This window comes from Deltaproteobacteria bacterium (assembly GCA_005879535.1).
In the GTDB taxonomy this organism is placed as follows: domain Bacteria; phylum Myxococcota; class Myxococcia; order Myxococcales; family 40CM-4-68-19; genus 40CM-4-68-19.
Window position 1 is genome coordinate 46,234 of sequence record VBKI01000085.1, and the last position, 16,424, is coordinate 62,657.

General features: G+C 67.9%; 14 protein-coding genes and 2 pseudogenes. 7 read left to right on the top strand and 9 right to left on the bottom strand.

What is annotated here, in order from left to right:
• Nucleotides 1-37: 37 nt before the first annotated feature.
• The 4 genes and pseudogenes from E6J58_20140 to E6J58_20155 all read left to right on the top strand — a co-directional run bounded on the left by E6J58_20140 (nt 38) and on the right by E6J58_20155 (nt 4,556).
• Nucleotides 38-1,240, top strand: coding sequence for a response regulator (locus E6J58_20140; protein TMB33741.1), 1,203 nt, complete (start codon nt 38-40; stop codon nt 1,238-1,240).
• Entirely contained in the window at nt 1,237-2,712 is a 1,476-nt protein-coding gene (locus E6J58_20145) for a class I SAM-dependent methyltransferase (GenBank protein TMB33742.1), read from the top strand. Before E6J58_20140 ends, E6J58_20145 begins: the two co-directional genes overlap by 4 nt.
• A 731-nt stretch (nt 2,713-3,443) precedes the next feature.
• Nucleotides 3,444-4,013, top strand: a pseudogene (locus E6J58_20150) (HAMP domain-containing histidine kinase).
• Between the two features lie 96 nt (nt 4,014-4,109).
• A pseudogene (locus E6J58_20155) lies at nt 4,110-4,556 on the top strand (response regulator).
• 284 nt (nt 4,557-4,840) lie between these two features.
• Here the strand turns inward: E6J58_20155 and E6J58_20160 are convergent.
• The 6 genes from E6J58_20160 to E6J58_20185 form a co-directional block, all read right to left on the bottom strand.
• Nucleotides 4,841-5,203 (bottom strand): hypothetical protein, encoded by a 363-nt coding sequence (locus E6J58_20160; GenBank protein TMB33743.1) that lies wholly within the window; start codon nt 5,201-5,203, stop codon nt 4,841-4,843.
• A gap of 178 nt (nt 5,204-5,381) precedes the next feature.
• Nucleotides 5,382-5,897, bottom strand: a complete 516-nt coding sequence (locus E6J58_20165; protein TMB33744.1) for a hypothetical protein — start codon at nt 5,895-5,897, stop codon at nt 5,382-5,384.
• The gene (locus tag E6J58_20170) at nt 5,898-6,488 is read right to left on the bottom strand and encodes a hypothetical protein (GenBank protein TMB33745.1); all 591 of its coding nucleotides are present in this window, start codon (nt 6,486-6,488) and stop codon (nt 5,898-5,900) included.
• 6 nt (nt 6,489-6,494) lie between these two features.
• Nucleotides 6,495-7,457 (bottom strand): glutathione synthase, encoded by a 963-nt coding sequence (gene gshB / locus E6J58_20175; protein TMB33746.1) that lies wholly within the window; start codon nt 7,455-7,457, stop codon nt 6,495-6,497.
• 157 nt (nt 7,458-7,614) lie between these two features.
• Entirely contained in the window at nt 7,615-8,679 is a 1,065-nt protein-coding gene (locus E6J58_20180) for a hypothetical protein (GenBank protein ID TMB33747.1), read from the bottom strand.
• 161 nt (nt 8,680-8,840) lie between these two features.
• Nucleotides 8,841-9,677: a rhomboid family intramembrane serine protease gene (locus tag E6J58_20185; GenBank protein ID TMB33748.1), complete on the bottom strand. Its 837-nt coding sequence runs from the start codon at nt 9,675-9,677 to the stop codon at nt 8,841-8,843.
• Between the two features lie 45 nt (nt 9,678-9,722).
• Between E6J58_20185 and E6J58_20190 the strand changes: the two genes are divergently transcribed.
• On the top strand, nt 9,723-11,132 hold the full coding sequence (locus E6J58_20190; GenBank protein ID TMB33749.1) for a M20/M25/M40 family metallo-hydrolase: 1,410 nt from the start codon (nt 9,723-9,725) through the stop codon (nt 11,130-11,132).
• Nucleotides 11,129-11,572, top strand: a complete 444-nt coding sequence (locus E6J58_20195; GenBank protein TMB33750.1) for a hypothetical protein — start codon at nt 11,129-11,131, stop codon at nt 11,570-11,572. Before E6J58_20190 ends, E6J58_20195 begins: the two co-directional genes overlap by 4 nt.
• On the opposite strand, the gene E6J58_20200 is transcribed toward E6J58_20195, so the two are convergent.
• Entirely contained in the window at nt 11,566-12,747 is a 1,182-nt protein-coding gene (locus E6J58_20200) for a VWA domain-containing protein (GenBank protein ID TMB33751.1), read from the bottom strand. The genes E6J58_20195 and E6J58_20200 overlap by 7 nt on opposite strands.
• Before the next feature lie 3 nt (nt 12,748-12,750).
• The gene (locus E6J58_20205; GenBank protein ID TMB33752.1) at nt 12,751-13,587 is read right to left on the bottom strand and encodes a MoxR family ATPase; all 837 of its coding nucleotides are present in this window, start codon (nt 13,585-13,587) and stop codon (nt 12,751-12,753) included.
• A 147-nt stretch (nt 13,588-13,734) separates the two neighbouring features.
• Here E6J58_20205 and E6J58_20210 point away from each other — a divergent pair, with 147 nt between their 5' ends.
• Entirely contained in the window at nt 13,735-15,138 is a 1,404-nt protein-coding gene (locus tag E6J58_20210) for a POT family MFS transporter (GenBank protein ID TMB33757.1), read from the top strand.
• A gap of 25 nt (nt 15,139-15,163) precedes the next feature.
• Here E6J58_20210 and E6J58_20215 read toward each other — a convergent pair.
• Nucleotides 15,164-16,424 (bottom strand): phosphoglycolate phosphatase (locus tag E6J58_20215; GenBank protein TMB33753.1); only part of this gene is annotated, 1,261 nt, incomplete at its 5' end.

The window sequence follows — 16,424 nt, forward strand, 5'->3', positions numbered from 1 at the left end:
TGCCTTTACTACACTCAAAAGGCGATGCTGCGCCCCTATGCTGGACGAAGGACTGCGCTCGCTCATCGCCCTACACGGCGTTGGGGAGACCCGCAGTGGCGGGATTCTCATCGTAGACGATGAGAAACCCAACCTCACAGTCCTGCGAGATTTCCTCGAAGCCGGGTACCGCGTCCACGAGGCGCAGTCCGGAAACGAAGCGCTGGAGATCGCGAAAGCGTCCGCGCTGGACGTGATCATCGCCGACCAGCGCATGCCGGAGATGACCGGCGTCGAGCTGCTGGAAAGAGTGCGCGAATTCAAGCCTGACGTCGCAGGCATCATCCTCACCGGCTTCACCGATCCCCCCGCGCTGATCTCGGCGATCAACCGCGCCCGCGTCTTCCGGTTCTTGAAGAAGCCTTGGCAGCCGGACGACATCCTCGAAGCGGTCCGCCAGGCCAGCGAGCACGTGTACCAGACCCGCGCCATCCAGCGCCTCGTCGCGCTGCTGGCGAAGCGCACCGACGAGCTGGACGCGAGCCTGGTCCAGATCCGCCGCACGCAGTCGCATCTCTTGCACCTCGAGCGCCTGGGAACCATGGGCAAGCTCGCCGCGGGCGTCGTCCACGACCTGCGCAATCTCATGGTCAGCCTCGGTTACGTCGAGAGCGTCCTGCAGCAGCGCAGCGTCGCCCCCGACGTGATGGAGAGCGTGCAGGTCGGAATGCAGGGCGTGGGCAACCTGATCCATACGCTCGAGGCGATGCACCAATTCGCCCGCGGCGGCGTTCTGACCATCCAGAAATCCATGCTCCAGCCCTCGGTGGTGGTGCACGACGCTCTCGCCATCGCCCGCATGGACATGGGGTTCCGGGCGCACAAGGTGGCGGTCAACATCGAGGAGGGCCTTCCTCCCGTCCACGGTGACCGCCAGAAGTTGACGCAGGTGCTGGTGAACCTCGTGCGCAACGCCGTCCAGGCCACGGCGCAATGGCGTCAGATCGGAGTGGAGGCCTCGCGCAAGAACGGCCACGTCGTCTTCGCGGTCGAGGACGAGGGTCCCGGCGTGCCGCCCGACCTCAAGGAAAGCCTCTTCAAGCCGTTCGTCACCAGCAAGGGCGAAGGGGGCATGGGCATGGGCTTGTACATGGCCAAGCTGATCATCGATTCGCACCAGGGGGAGATCGCGGTTCTCGACCGGCCAGAAGGCGGCGCGCGGTTCGAGGTGCGGCTGCTGCCGGCGGAGGAAACCCGGTGACGGTCACCCTCCACCGCGTCCACACCTACGAAGAGCTGGAAGGCGCGCAAGGCCGGGAGGTGTTCTTCCGTCCTCACCGCTACCGCGCAACCGACCTCCTGCCCCTGCATTGCGAGGTGGTGCTGGCGTTCTCCGACGGCGACCGTCCGGGGGCCCTGGTCGACGTCTCGCAGAACGGCGCCGCCTTCGAATGGCCGGACGACCTGCCGGTATCGGTTGGCGATCATCTGGAGACGCTCGCGGTCCGCTTCGACGAGCACGAGCCCTACCGCGGAGAGGCCCGCGTCGGCTCCGTCCGCGATCTGAACGGGATCCGCGTCGTCGGTGTTTCCTTCGAAGGGCCGCTCCTGCCGATCGACGGCATCCTGGAGCTGCGCACCATCAAGTCGTTCGCCCAGACCGGGGTGCCGCCGGCGCTCTGGCGCGTTCCAGGGCACGAGCGCTTCAAGGTGCTGATCTCCGAGCTGCGCCTCTATCTGGAGGACGTCGAGCCGCAGCTCAAGCGCCTCGAGAGCGACCTGCCCTGGCACGTGCTGCACGGCGACGGGTCGCCGGCGCGCGCGGCGCTGATCGAGCGGATGCGGACCACGGTGGTGGCGGACATCCTGCGTGCGAGCGAGGAGATCGACGCCGCCTCGCGCAACGCGCCACCCGAGCACGCGCAGGCCATGCTGCAGTGGTCGCGCCGTCACCTGCACTCGCTGCTCATGCAAGCGCCCTCCATGAACCGCGCCGCCGCCAAGCCGTTCGGGTATCCCGGCGACTACGAGGTGATGCGGTTCATCTACGAAAAGCCCTTCGAGGGACCGACGCTGTTCGCCAAGGCGATCAGCTTCGCGTTCGATCAGACCCGCGCTTCCTGCGCCGTCCGCCACCGCAAGGACCTGATCAAGCGCGAGGTCCGCGCCCTGATCCAGTCGCGGAGGCGTCCCGTCCGGATCCTCGCCGTCGCCTGCGGTCCAGCGCAGGATCTCCTCGAGCTGTTCGCCGAAATCCAGGACCTGCGCGGGCCCATCGAGATCGTTCTCTTCGACCAGGACAAGGGCGCGCTTGCCTACGCCTACCGGCGCCTCAAGCCGGTGATCGACCCGCTGCAGGGACAGGTGAAGGTCATCTACCTGCACGAGTCGATCAAGCGACTGCTCCGCGACGCGAATCTCTTCGTGCCGTTCGGCGGCTTCGACCTGATCTACTCCGTGGGACTGTTCGACTACCTGCGTACGCCCACCGCCACCGGTCTGGCGCGCAACCTGGTGGCGCGCCTGCATCCAGGCGGCCGCGCGCTGATCGCCAACATGGTCCCGGAGAGCCCCAGCCGCTGGTACCTCGAGTACCACCTCGACTGGTTCCTCAACTACCGGACCCGCCAGCAGCTCCTCGACCTGGCCAGCAGGGCCGCTCCCGGAGCGCGCTTCAACATCCTCGAGGAGGAGAGCGGCGTGAATCCGTTCGTGGAGATCTTCCGCGATTGATGGACGCACTGCCGGCAGCGTTCGAGGAGCGTTGGGCGCGCTGGCTGCTGGAGAGCAATCGGCGACGGACGCGCACGGGCCTGTACATCGCCTGCGCGCTGTTGCCGTTCTTCGGCGTTCTCGACTACATGCTCGCGCCCCCGGGCACCCTCCGGATCCTCTGGGGCGTGCGCCTCGCGGTGCTGATGGTCACCTACGCCGCGTTTCCCATCGTTCGGACCCGTTTCTTCGAGCGGCATCCGAGCGCGCTCACCAGCGCGTACGTGGCGCTGATCGCCTTCAGCATCAGCGCCATGACCGTCTTCCTGGGCGGGCTCGCCTCGCCCTACTACGCGGGCCTGTCGCTCGTGATCATCGGCGCCGGACTGCTCTTCATCTGGCCGGCCAAGGTAGTGGTCACGACCCACTCGCTGATCGTGCTCTCCTTCGTCCTCCCCAACCTGCTGGTCGGCGAATGGGAGCCGCTCTCGCAGGCGCTCTCCAACCTCGCCTTCCTTCTCGGCATCGCCGTGGTGGGCGGCACCGGCCAGATCGTCCTCTACCGCTCGCTCCGCGAGCAGGTGCTCAACCAGGTGCGACTGGAAGAGACCAAGGCCTCCCTGGAGGCTGCCCACGAGCAGCTCAAGGCGCTCGACAGCTTCAAGTCGCAGTTCTTCGCCAACATCACCCACGAGTTCAAGACGCCGCTGGCGATGGTGCTCGCGCCGCTGGAGCTGATCCTGCAGGGCGAGATGGGGGAACTGTCCGCCGCGCACCGGGGGACGTTCGAGTCGATGTTCCGCAGCGGCCTCAAGCTGCTGAAGATGATCGGCGATCTGCTCGACCTCTCGCGGATGGAGGAGTCGAAGCTGCGCCTGAAGGTCGCCGAGCACGACCTCGCCGAGTATCTGCGCGCCCTGGTCTCGCAGGTGCAGCCCTTGGCGCAGCGCAAGGGCATCGAGCTTTCGCTGCGGGTCGAGGCCAGGTCCACGGTGGTCTGGTGCGACCTGGAGCGGATCGAGCGCGTGTTCCTGAACCTGCTCTCCAACGCGACCAAGTTCACGCAGCCGGGCGGCCACGTCCAGGTCATCGTGCGCGAGGCCAGCGCGCGGATCGAAGTGGTGGTACAGGACGACGGTCCGGGATTTCCGCCGGAAAAAGCCGACAGGATCTTCGAGCGCTTCTACCAGGTGGACATGGGTGGGACGCGAAGGTACGGCGGCACCGGCATCGGGCTCGCCCTGGCGAAGGAGATCGTCGAGCTGCACGGAGGGCAGATCCGCGCGGAGTCCTCCGGCGGCGCGAAGTTCACGGTCGGGCTGCTGCGCGACCGGGATCACTTCCCTGCGGAGGTGCTCGACCGGCGCGGTCCCGCCCGGGACGTGCCGGAAGGACATCGCGCGAACGATCGCGGCCTGATGGACTTTGCCGTGCAGATGTCGGCGCGCGACGAGTACCGGCTCCTCGACATCGCCGAGGCGACCGAGCGCCGCGTCTCGGTCCGCGACAGCGACGAAGACCAGAAGGCCCACCTCGCCCTCGTCGTCGACGACACGCCGGACATCATCCGCCTGGTGCACAACTCGCTGCGCGCGCATTTCAAGGTGATCTCCGCCGACGACGGGCTCAAAGGCCTGGAGATGGCGGTGCGGGAGCGGCCTTCGCTGGTGATCGCCGACCTCATGATGCCGGGCATCGACGGCCTCGAGCTGACCCGCAGGCTGCGCAACAGCGAGGAGACGCGGCACATCCCCATCCTGATGCTCACCGCCAAGGGAGACCTCGAGGACCGCGTCGCCGGCCTGGAGACCGGGGTCTCGGCCTACCTGGCAAAGCCGTTTTCGCCGCGCGAGCTGCTCACCACGGCGCGCGCGCTGGTGCAGGCGCAGGAGACCACGGCCGACATCGTGCTCACGCAGCGCATGGATTCGCTGGAGATCGTCGCCGGCGGCCTGGCGCACGAGATCAACAATCCGCTGAACTATCTCAAGAACGCGCTGGCGCGCGTCCGCATGGACGCGGAGGCGCTGGTCGCGGGAAGGCTTTCCGCGGAAGAGCTGCCGCGCGTCGAGAAGCGGATGCGGGAAATGTTCGAGCTGGCGGAGGGCGGCATCCGTCGCATCGCCGGCACCGTCGAGCTGATGAGCAGCTACAGCAAGGCTGGATACTCGCGCCAACTGCGTCCGTACGATGTCTTCGGTGCCGTCCGCGAAGTGGTGGCGATGGTGCTGCCGGCGACGGGCCGGCCGGTGCAGGTGGACCTGGACCTTCCGGGGGAAGGAACGATCGAGTGCGTGCCCGAGGAGTTCAACCAGGTCCTCTCGAACCTGGTGCAGAACGCGATCGAGGCGTGCCCCGAAAGCGGCGGACTGGTGAGGGTGCGCGGAAGCCGCGAGGGGGAGAACGTCGTCATCTCCGTCAAGGACAACGGCCCGGGCGTGCGACCGGAGGACGCGACGCGGATCTTCACGCCGTTCTTCACCACCAAGGGGCCCGGTCGCGGAATGGGCATGGGGTTGACCATCGCCTGGCGCGTCGTGCAGAGCCTGGAAGGAACGCTGGAATTGCGCCCTGGGCCCGGAGCGGAGTTCGTGCTTCGGCTGCCGCGCAAGCAGTCGCGGCTGCGCGCGGTCTCTTGACGGACAAGCCTAAAACGTAGCGGCAAAGCCGCACCTCCGGTGCGGCAGCCGCTAGGCCCTCGCCTTCGGCGACAGCAGCGCAACCTTGTTCTTCGCCGCGAGGATCTGCTGCCGCAGCACTTCCGCCTGGCGCGCGACCTCGTCCATCTCCTTCTCCTGCGCCGTTTGCGCGATGGCCGCAGCCTCCTCGGCGATCTGCTGCATCCGCGGCTCGATGCCCTCGACGGAAGGCGTCGCTCCCCTCAGCGCTTCCTGGACCTCTTTTGCCATCTGCCCGAGGCCGGCCATGCGTTGCAGGACGTCGGCGAACTCCTTCCGCCGCGCGGCAATCTGTTGCGCGCTCTGCCGCGTAGCCGCGACCGCCGCCACCAGATCCTGGACGTGGCCGCGGATCCGATCCTGGCTCTCGGCCGCCCTCGTCAGCGCCTCCGTGGCGCGCTCGAGATTCCTCTCGGTCGAGAGCTTGAGCCGGCCGGCCTGCTCCGCCAGGTCCTCGAACTTCCGCAGCTCACGATCGAGCGCGAGCGCGGCCTCGGCCAGCTCGCTTGGCTTGTCGTCGCGACCCACTCAGCCGCCGCAGGAGTGGGTCGGAGTGGAAAGGTAGGTGGCGAGGCCGGGGCAGCTCGTGGCGTGAAAGTCGCCGCTCACCACCTCGCCGGTCTCGAATCCCACCGTATAGGTCCCGCTGTAGGCGCCCCCCGAGATGGAGGTGATCTTCACCGCGCCGGAGGTGGCGACCGCGGATTGCGCGGCGATCTGCTCGCAGGCGGCATCGTTCACGCCGAAGGTGACGACGGCCGCGTGCGGCGGGGGAATTCCCGGGGCGTTCGGGTTGACGACATCGAAGGTGCCGGGCCCCGCAGGCGCGGTGGCCGTCAATGTCTGCCGGTTGAAGTCGGCGATGAACAGGACCAGCGCTTTCCCGTTCTTCGGCTCGCTGTTCGCGGTCACCCGGCCGCAGACGCCGGGAACATCCGTCAGCACGACGCCGCCAACGTCGGCGGAGATGGGCCCGAGGGACACCCGCGCAGGCGACGAGATGGCGTCGGCCGGCTTCATCGGCTGCCCGCGGACGACGCCGTTGAAGCTGCCGCCAGCGCTGCCGCTGCCACAGCCCAGCGCGCCGAGGAGAATGGCGATGGGGACGAACCGGACCACGGCCCCTCACATACTCGCCGCGGCCCGCGCATGCAATCCGGCACGCTGGAGCGCGAAGTCCACGACGCGCGCCTCGAGCGAGTCGCCGCTCAGCGCGTCGATCTCCACCAGGCCCGTCGGGCTGGTGACGTTCACCTCGGTGAGCTTGCCGCCGATGACGTCGATGCCCGCAAACCAGAGGCCAAGATCGTTGAGGGCCGGCGCCAGCCGGCGGCAGATCTCGCGATCCCGCGCCGTGAGCGATGCGGGCGCTGCGATGCCGCCGGAGGCGAAGTTCGCCCGCAGCTCTCCCTCGCGCGGCACCCGGAGCACGGCGCCGATCGCCTCGCCGCCGAGGAGGATGATGCGCTTGTCGCCCTCGCGCACGGCGGGCAGATAGGCCTGCGCCATCACCGGAACGCGTCCGCTGTCGGTGGCGATCTCCAGCAGCGCCGGGAGATTCGGGTCCCCGCGCCGCACCCGGAGGACGCCCTGTCCACCACAGCCATCGAGCGGTTTCACCACGCCATCGCCTCCCTGCGCGTCGATGAACGCGCGGAGCCGGGTGATGCTGGCGGATACCAGGCTCGGCGGCACCAGGTCGGGGAAGCGCAGCGCGAACAGCTTCTCGTTCGCCGCCCGCAGGCCGCGCGGGTCGTTGATCAGGAGCGGGCCCGGTCCCAGCTCGACCAGCTGCGTGGCGCGAACGAACCCGATGTCGACGGGAGGATCCTTTCGCAGGAACAGGATGTCCAGCTCCGAAAGCGGTGCGTCGAACTCTCCCACGACCCTGAAGTGCGCTCCGGGCTTGCGCTGGACCTCGACCGTGCGCATGTGCGCGCACGTCTGGCCATCCGCGAAGTAGAGCCAATCCTGCCGCAGCTCTCGGATTTCGAGGCCACGCCGCTGGCACTCGAGCATCAGGGCAAAGGTAGAATCGTGCTCCACCCGCACCCGTTCCAGCGGGTCCATCAGGAAGCCGATGCGCATGCCGGGGAAGCTGTGCCTTGGCTTGCGCCGCGGCACATTTCGGCCGTCGAGGTGCCGGCTGCTTGCCTGCTATGCGAGCTCGGAGCGCTGCCGAAAGGCGAAGGCCCGGAGCGTCTCCGCCCGGGCCTTCGCGCCGAAGCAGCGTTCTTTCTCGAGCTTAGACGCCGGCCGGGCCGAGCAGCGCCGAAGGATCGAATGCGTCCTCGGTGCCGTCGGTCCAGTCGACATAGAGCTGATTGTTCTTGGACACGATGTTGCCCGCCACGGCGCCGTCGTACTCGACGTCGCCGCCCGCCGACCAGGTGGCGGTGCCCGTGCCGGTACCGCTGGTCGTGGTGGTCACGTTGACGTTGAGGTTGAACGCCACCGAGTGGTCTGTGGTGACTCCATCCTGCTTGAGAACGTCGACGCCGATGCCACCGTTCCAATGGATGACGGTGGTATCCGTGGTCCCGCTGGTCGAGTCCTGCATCGACAGGCCCCAGTGCTCGTTGGCGCGGACCAGGCCGATGTGATCGGTCGCGGTCCCATTGACGTTGATGTTGACGGTGGTGCTGTTCGAGCCCAGCGACACCGACACGGCATAGGTGATGTTGAAGTCGGCGTTGACGTGCACCACGCTGCCGTTGCGCGAGAACATCATCGCGCCGCTGACGGAGACCGAAGCGCTGGAGCTACCGGTGACGTTGCCGGTGTAGTGGAGGTTGGTGCCCGTCCAGGGGCCGGCGATCACCTCGATCTTGAGGTCGAAGCTGGTGGTGTTGTCCGTCCAGGTCACCTTCGCCTTGTCACCGGTTTGGTAGTCGACCTCAAGGTACGTGTCGGCGGTGCAGCCCGCGGTTCCTGCCGCGATCAGCGTGGCGGTTCCACCCTGGCTGCGGAGACAGCCGGTGGGGATCGTCGCCGACTTCGAGCTGCCGCCGAGGCGCAATGCCTGCTGCACGCCGCCCGCGCCAGGAGCGACGGCTGCTGCCGCCATCTGATCGGGATCGGGCAATCCCGTGCTCAGATCTACGGCCGACACGTCCCCGGAGGCGGCGGCGTCGCCGACGCTGCTGCCGATGGACTGCAGGCCGATCGAAGCCTGCGTGTTGGTGGATGCCGAGCTCATCCCGAGCTGGGCTTGGGAGGCGGTCGCCTTGATCTCCGGCGTCGCCATGATCGTGGGCTTGCTGCCGCATGCAGCGGCAGCGATGGCTGCTGCAACCAGAATCCTTCGCATTTCGTTTGGCTCCCTGGTGAGGTCTGTTTGAAAGCAAAAGCAGATTGCCAGGAGGACGCCACAAAAGTGCCACTGGTCACGTGACCGGAATCACTCGCGCGGGAGGGAAACGTGCGGCACGGGAAGCGAGGGTGCGCGGGAGTGGGAAAAGGGCGCCGACTTCAGCGCAGCGCGAGGATCCACGCGGCCAAGGGCGCCGAGGCTGCGATCGCGGCGAGCACGAGCTGCGCAGCGCGGCTGCGGAGCGGCGGCACCAGCGAGATGCCCGCGCCCAGCAGCACCCCGGCGACGAAGCCGCAGAGGTGGCCGGCAAAGTCGGCGCGCTTCGAGGTGCCGAGGAACGCGAGCAGCGCAAGGCCGGCGCCGAGAGCCACCCAGGGCCGGCGGCGATGCTGGGGAAGCGCCGCCAGCGACCCCAGCGCGCCGAACACGGCCGTGGAAGCGCCCACGGAGACGAATTCGCGGCGCACCAGCTCGGCGGCGAGGAACGTTCCACTGGCGCCCGCGACGAGCAGGAGGATCGCCGCCACTCCGGGCCCGAGAGCGCGAGCGAGGAGCGCGAGGAGCAGCCCTCCCAGCACTGCGTTCCCGACGGCGTGTCCCGCGTCGGCGTGCAGCGTCAGCGCGGTCACAGTCCGCCACGCCTCGCCGGCGAGGATGGCGGCAGCGTCCGCGCTCCCCCGGGAGAACCATCGCGAGTCTGCCGACTGGGGCCCGGTCCAGACGTGGAAGGCAAGAAGAGCGAAAAAGAAGGCCAGCCCACTGGCGACCGCCGCCGCCGGAGGGCGCGGCGGTTCCTCCCGTTGCGATCGGGCGACGGGATTTTCCCGCTCGAAGGCGGCGATTGCCGCTTCGGCGCGGGCAGAATCGTCGTCGGCGATGATCAGCGCCCACCGCTCCTCGCCGGCGTTGCGCAGCTCGTGGCCGATGCCCTCCTCGTCGAGGACGAGGGAGAGATCCATCGCGCGCCGGAAATCGCTCACCAACCGCAGCAGCACGCCGTCAGCCTACACGGCGCCGTCCTGTGATAGGAGAGCGCGGCCATGCCGACTCTCGACGCGCCGCGCACGCTGCAGTCCTCGCAGCGGATCTGGGAGCAGGAGATCGTCCCTGCCCTCTACGAGTACATCCGGATTCCGAACAAGTCCCCCGCCTACGACGCGCGCTGGCAGCAGAACATGGACCGCGCCGTGTCCCTGATCGAGGGGTGGTGCCGCAGGCAGGCGGTCGAGGGACTGGCGGTGGAAGTGATCCGGCTGGAGGGCCGGACGCCGGTGATCCTGATGGAGATCCCGGGCCAGGGCAGCGAGACGGTGCTGCTCTACGGGCATCTCGACAAGCAGCCGGAGATGACCGGGTGGCGCCAGGGGTTGTCGCCCTGGAACCCGGTGCGCGAAGGCGACAAATTGTACGGGCGCGGCGGCGCGGACGACGGATACGCGAGCTTCGCCTCGCTGGCAGCGCTGCGGCTCGTGCAGGAGCAGGCGCTGCCGCACGCGCGCTGCATCGTGTTGATCGAAGCCTGCGAGGAGAGCGGATCGACCGACCTTCCCGCCTACATCGCGCACCTCGCGCCGCGCATCGGAAAGCCCTCCCTCATCGTCTGCCTCGACTCGGGGTGCGGCAACTACGACCAGCTTTGGATGACCACCTCCCTGCGGGGCCTGGTCGGCGGCAACCTGCGCGTGGAGATCCTCGGCGAAGGCGTCCACTCGGGAGACGCGAGCGGAATCGTGCCCGAGTCCTTCCGCATCCTCCGTCAGCTGCTCAGCCGGATCGACGACGAGCAGAACGGGAAGGTGAAGCTCGACGCAGTCCACGTGCAGGTGCCCGCCGAGCGCCTCAAGCAGGCCCGTCTCACCGCCGAGGTCCTCGGCGACGAGGTGTGGAACAAGTTCCCCTTCGTACCGGGGGCGCGGCCTGCGGTCACGGACAAGGTCGAGATGATCCTGAACCGCTCCTGGCGGCCGGCGCTCAGCATCACCGGCATCGAAGGGCTACCGCCGCTGGAGAGCGCGGGGAGCGTCCTGCGGCCGTTCACCGCCTGCAAGATCTCGCTGCGCATTCCTCCCCGGATAGACCCGGTGGCCGCGACGCGGGCGGTGAAGGACGCGCTCGAGAAGGACCCACCGTACGGCGCGCGGGTCAGCTTCGAGGGCGAGAAATCGGGAATCGGCTGGGACTCGCCGCCGCTGGCGCAGTGGCTCTCGTCTTCGGTGGATCGGGCCTCCCGCAACTATTTCGGAAAGCCGCCGATGGCGCTGGGCGAGGGCGGAAGCATTCCCTTCATGGGGATGCTGGGCGAGAAGTTTCCCGACGCGCAGTTCCTCATCACGGGCGTGCTCGGTCCGGGATCGAACGCCCACGGCCCGAACGAGTTCCTGCACATTCCCACCGGGATCCGCCTCACGGCGTGCGTGGCGAGCGTGATCGCCGATCATTTCGCCAGATGAAGATCGTCATCGCGGTGCTGCTGCTCGCGCTCCCGCTCTGGTGCGCGTGGGCAATCTACGCCGCGGCGCGGATGGGCAAGCTGACCTTCCCGCGCGCGCTCGTCTACGGCACCGGCCTGGTCTTCCTGCTGCTGGGAAATCCGCTGGCGAATGCTTATCTGCTCTCGCCCATCGATCATGCGTTGCAGCGCGCGCTGTTCGAGAAGGCGCGCGGCGCAGGGCTGCTGGGTGCAGACGAGGCGAAGGTCCGCGCGGTGCTCGGCAATCCATGGAAAACGCGCCAGCTCGAAGCTCCGTACTCCGTGCTGCTCTACGTGCCGTGCAGGGTCTGCATGGCCTCCTATGCCGCGCCGTTCATCGTCTATCTGCGGTCAGGGACCGTCGAGGGATTCCGCTCCGGCCCCGGCGAAATGCTGAAGGCGAAGCGCGACGCTCAGTGACGCGCGCCGCCTTTCATCAAGTGGTGGACTGCTTCCAGAAGCCCGTCCTGGGTGAGCCGGTACATGGGCAAGATCCGGCGAATCACTTCGGCGGTGCCATACCAGGCCACCTGGGGCTCCGGGTTCAGCCATGCGGCGTGGAGGAAATGCTGCGCAAGATGGGCCAACCAGGCGACGCCCGGTGCGCCCGAGTCCTCGCTGAAGCTCCAGCGCGACCCGCTCGACTGCAGCTCCCAGGGGCTCATCAGCGCGTCGCCGACCACGATCAGGCGCCAGGAGGGATCGCAATCCTGCAAGAGCCGCAGGACGGGGATCCCGCGGATCAGGCCGGCGCTCTCGTACACGCGGCCGTAGATGCAGTTGTGGAAGTAATAGGTGCGCAGCTCCTTGAAGTGGGTGGCGCGCTTGGCGGCGGAGAAGAGCCGTTCGCAGACGTGCGCGTGCGGATCCATCGACCCGCCGACGTCGAGGAGCAACAGCACTCGCAGATTCGACCGACGCGGAGGCCGTAGCGCGATCTCCAGCTCGCCCGCATTGCGCGCGGTCTTGTCGATGGTGGTCTCGATATCCAGCTCGTCCAGCGCTCCTTCGCGGACGAAGGCGCGCAACCGGCGCAGGGCAACCTCGATGTGCCGGGTGTCGAGGGTGACGTCGGACCGGAGATCGCGGAAGTGCCGCTCGGCGGCCACCTCCAGAGCGCCGCGACCGCCGGGGGCCTGTCCTACCTTGATCCCGGTGGGGTGCGTTCCGCCGCTGCCGTGCGGTGAGGTCCCTGCCGTCCCGACCCAACGGTTGCCGCGGTCATGGCGGGTCCTCTGCTCGGCCAGGCGCATACGCAGGCGGTCGCGCGCCTCCACCAGATCGATGCGCTCCAGAAGCTCCTTCTCCAGCTCCGTGAGCTCCCTCTTCGCAACCGGCTGCTCCAGCCATTCCAGGAGCTCGTCCGTCAGCGCCAGCGCCTCGTCCGGCACGCCGCGGAAGTGGTGCGCGAACGCACGGTCGAAGGCGTCGAGATCCTGCTCGCGGTGAACGCAGAGGGCGCGGGCAACTTCGTAGAAGCCGTCCAGGATTCCCCGATGTAGCTCGAGGGCCAGCGCCTGGGCGAGCGAAAGCGCCTCCTGAGCGCCGACCCGCACGCCGCGATCGCGCAGCTCGTAGAGGAAGGGAACGAACATCGGTCAGGCCCTCGGGCGCCGTCCGCGCGAGGCCGCCTCCGCGAACGCGATCAGGTCCTGCTCGCGCTTGAGCAGCGCGCCAAGGAAGGGCATGCCGGCGTCCAGCTCGACGGACGCGATTCCCGCCCGCCGCAGCACGGCGATCCAGTCGATCAGCTCGCTCGTCGAGGGACGCTTCCGCAGCCCGTCGACGTCTCGCAGCGAATAGAATGCCCGTAACGTCTGGTCGAGCAGCCTCTGATCCAGATCTGGATGATGGACGCGGACGATCCGCGCCATCAGGTCCTTCTCGGGGAACTCGATGAAGTGGAACACGCAGCGGCGGAGGAACGCGTCCGGCAGCTCCTTCTCTGCATTGGAAGTGATCACCACCACGGGCCGTTCGCGGGCGATCACCTCGTCACCGGTCTCGGTGACGACGAAGCGCATCCGGTCCAGCTCGTGCAGCAGGTCATTGGGGAATTCCAGGTCTGCCTTGTCGATCTCGTCGATCAGGAGGACCACCCGATCGCGCGACGCGAACGCCTGCCCGAGCGGGCCGTGCCTGATGTAGCGGCGGATGTCTTTCACGTCTCCGTCGCCGAAGCGCGAGTCGTAGAGGCGCTGGACGGTGTCGTAGACGTAGAGGCCGTCCTGGGCGCGGGTCGTGGACTTCACCGGCCAGTGGATCAGCCGCAGGCCCAGCCCGGACGCGATTGCCTCCGCGAGCTGCGTCTTTCCCGTTCCCGGTTCGCCGCGCACCAGGAGCGGCCGCTCCAGCGCGAGGGCGCAGTTCACGGCAGACTCGAGCGCCGACGAGGTGAGGTACTTGTCCGTGCCGCGGAACTTGCGGAATTCCATCGCTGTCACCCTAACCGCAGTGAAGCGTAGCCGCTATGCGGCCTTCGGCGGCCGCGGCTATGCCGCCTTCGGCGGGTGCGGCTACGGAGCTTCCATCCGGCCGCCAGCACGCGGTAGACAGTCCCCGTGCCCCCCGCGCAGCCGAGGATGCCGCCGCAGGTCCCGTTCATCATCGGGAACGAAGCGTGCGAGCGGTTCAGCTTCTACGGGATGAGGAACATCCTCACCATCTTCCTCATCGACTGGCTGCTCAAGAACCACGTTCCCGCGCAGGCCGAGCGCGAGGCGGCCGCCAAGGCCGCGTTCCATCTCTTCGTCTTCGGCGTCTACTTCACGCCGCTGCTCGGGGGCTTTCTCGCCGATCGCTTCCTGGGGAAGTACAGGACCATCCTCTACATCTCGCTGCTGTACTGCGCCGGGCACGCCTGCCTGGCGATCTTCCACGACGATCGGAACGGCTTCTACGCAGGCCTGGTCCTGATTGCATTGGGGTCGGGCGGGATCAAGCCCTGCGTATCGGCGCTGGTCGGCGACCAGTTCACCGCGGAAAACAAGCAGCTCGTCAACAAGGTCTTCGCGATGTTCTATTGGAGCATCAACCTCGGGTCGTTCTTCGCCTCGATGCTGATCCCCAAGACGCTTCGGCTCTTCGGTCCGGCGGTCGCGTTCGGGATCCCTGGCATCCTGATGGGTATCGCCACGCTGGTCTTCTGGATGGGCCGCGGCCTGTACGTGAGAGTCCCGCCATCGGGCCGCGATCCGCATTCGTTCACGGCGGTGATCGCCAGCGCCTGGCGCAACCGGCGCCAGGGCGGTCGCTTCCTGGATCGCGCGCGCACCGAGCACCCCGAAGAAGCAGTCGAAGGCGTGAAGGCGGTCTTCCGCGTGCTCTCGATCTTCGCCTTCATCCCCTTCTTCTGGATGCTCTTCGACCAGAAGGCGTCCACCTGGGTGGTGCAGGCGCGGTCGATGAACCTGCGGATCGGCTCCTGGACGTTCGAGCCGGCGCAGATGCAGCTCGTGAACCCGGCGCTGGTGATGCTGCTCATCCCCTTCACCACCGGCTTCGTCTACCCCTTCCTCAAACGACTCGGCTGGGAGCTGACTCCGCTGCGCCGGATGCCCATCGGGATCGCGCTGGGGGCGACCTCCTTCGTCATCGCCGGAATTCTCAACGTTCCCGTGGCGGCGGGAGAGAAGATCTCCGTGGTGTGGCAGGTCGTGCCCTACGTCGTCCTGACAGTGGGGGAGATCCTGGTCTCGGTGACCGGCCTGGAGTTCGCGTACACGCAGGCGCCCTTGAAGATGAAGAGCGTGATCCAGAGTTTCTGGAACCTCACGACGGCGGCGGCGAACCTGGCCGTGGCGCTCGCTTCTGCGCTCGCCTTCTTCAGCGGAACCGTGCTGTTCTTCTATTACGCCGGCTTCGCTTACCTGGCAGCAGCAGGCCTCGCTCTCGTGGCGCGCCGCTACAAGGTGGTCGAGTGGTACCAGCGTGCTTCCGCTCCCGCGCCCGCGCCGCGCGGGCGCACCGTCGCCGAGCCGGCATGATGCGCCAGCGCGGGTCCCCGCAGCCCTACTCCGGCAGCGTATAGCGCTTTTCGATGGCGTCCCGGATGCGCTTGCGGCTCTCCAGACCGCCGTTGCCCTCGATCTGCTCGGCATCCGCGGCCAGGCCGTCGTCCTTGATCACCGTCCGGAACCACTTCGAATAATCGCGCTGGCCGAGGTGGTGCATCCAGGTCTCGTCGTCCACGCCTTCGGCCATCTGGAGGAAGATTCCCAGGTTCTGCGCCCGCAGCTTGAGCTTGCCTTGCGGCCCGCGGAACACGAACGCCTCGCCCGCCAGGTTCCCCGCCGCGTACTTGCGGCGATGCCTGCGGAGCTGCGCCTTGCCGGGGACCAGCCGAAGCGGCTCGGCCTTGCCTTTGGACCAGGCCAGGACTTCTCCATCGCGCAGCTCCACGGCTTCCATCCGACCGAAGGGCCGGAGCGTCCGCTCCGGCTTCTTGCCCACCGCGAGCGCCATGTCGACGGCCTCGAGCATCGCCGATGACACCTGTTCCGGGTGCACGGTGATCATCAGGACGCCGCCGAGGTCGCGCGGCAGCGTGAGCGGCGCAGGTTGCCAGGAAGCGGGAAAGAGATGGTGGGCCTCGTCGATGACGATCCAGTGGGGGCGGCCCGTGCGCGTGCGCATCTCCTGCAGCCGCGGCAGGAGCGCCGCGAAGAACGATGGCCGGTCGTGCAGCGGAACGGCGACGAGGCTGACTCCGACGTGCACGGTCGGCTTGGCGAGGAGGTCGACGACCTCGCCCACGGTCGGAGGCCGTTCGGAGGTCCCGATGCTCACCACGCCTTCGAAGCCTTCGTAGTCGCCTTCTGGATCGACGATGCAGCACTGGTAGCCCGCGCACATCAGGCGCTCGATGAAGCCTGTGGCGGCAGTGGTCTTGCCGCTGCCGGAGGGGCCGGCGATCAGCAGGCGCCGGCCGGCCGGAGCGATGTGCGTCGCCGTCCCGTCGCGCCGGTTTCCCAGCAGCAGCGCGTGACGCGCGACCACGACGGAGCGAAGGTCGTCCTCCAGGATACGGCCGATCAGCTCTTCAACGCCGGCGCCGCGCGCCCCACGTGTGACCAGATCGGCGCGGTCCTTGAGCACGTCGAGCGCATTGGCGACGGCCACGCCGCACTCGCTCGCGGCGAGCATCGCGTGGTCATTCTCGGCGTCCCCGACGGCAACGGTATTGCGCATCGACAAGCCCAGCTCGGAAAGCGCGGTGGCGAGGCCCGTCTGCTTGTTCACGCCCGAAGGCAACAGCATCACCGCGCCCTTG

What these genes read in the sequence shown, in the direction of transcription:
- E6J58_20140 (TMB33741.1), top strand. Translation starts at nt 38, where the DNA reads ATGCTGGACGAAGGACTGCGCTCGCTCATCGCCCTACACGGCGTTGGG.
- E6J58_20160 (TMB33743.1), bottom strand. Translation starts at nt 5,203, where the DNA reads ATGCCCATTCCGCGACCGGGCCCCTTGGTGGTGAAGAACGGCGTGAAG.
- gshB (TMB33746.1), bottom strand. Translation starts at nt 7,457, where the DNA reads ATGCGCATCGGCTTCCTGATGGACCCGCTGGAACGGGTGCGGGTGGAG.
- E6J58_20180 (TMB33747.1), bottom strand. Translation starts at nt 8,679, where the DNA reads ATGCGAAGGATTCTGGTTGCAGCAGCCATCGCTGCCGCTGCATGCGGC.
- E6J58_20190 (TMB33749.1), top strand. Translation starts at nt 9,723, where the DNA reads ATGCCGACTCTCGACGCGCCGCGCACGCTGCAGTCCTCGCAGCGGATC.
- E6J58_20195 (TMB33750.1), top strand. Translation starts at nt 11,129, where the DNA reads ATGAAGATCGTCATCGCGGTGCTGCTGCTCGCGCTCCCGCTCTGGTGC.
- E6J58_20200 (TMB33751.1), bottom strand. Translation starts at nt 12,747, where the DNA reads ATGTTCGTTCCCTTCCTCTACGAGCTGCGCGATCGCGGCGTGCGGGTC.
- E6J58_20205 (TMB33752.1), bottom strand. Translation starts at nt 13,587, where the DNA reads ATGGAATTCCGCAAGTTCCGCGGCACGGACAAGTACCTCACCTCGTCG.
- E6J58_20210 (TMB33757.1), top strand. Translation starts at nt 13,735, where the DNA reads ATGCCGCCGCAGGTCCCGTTCATCATCGGGAACGAAGCGTGCGAGCGG.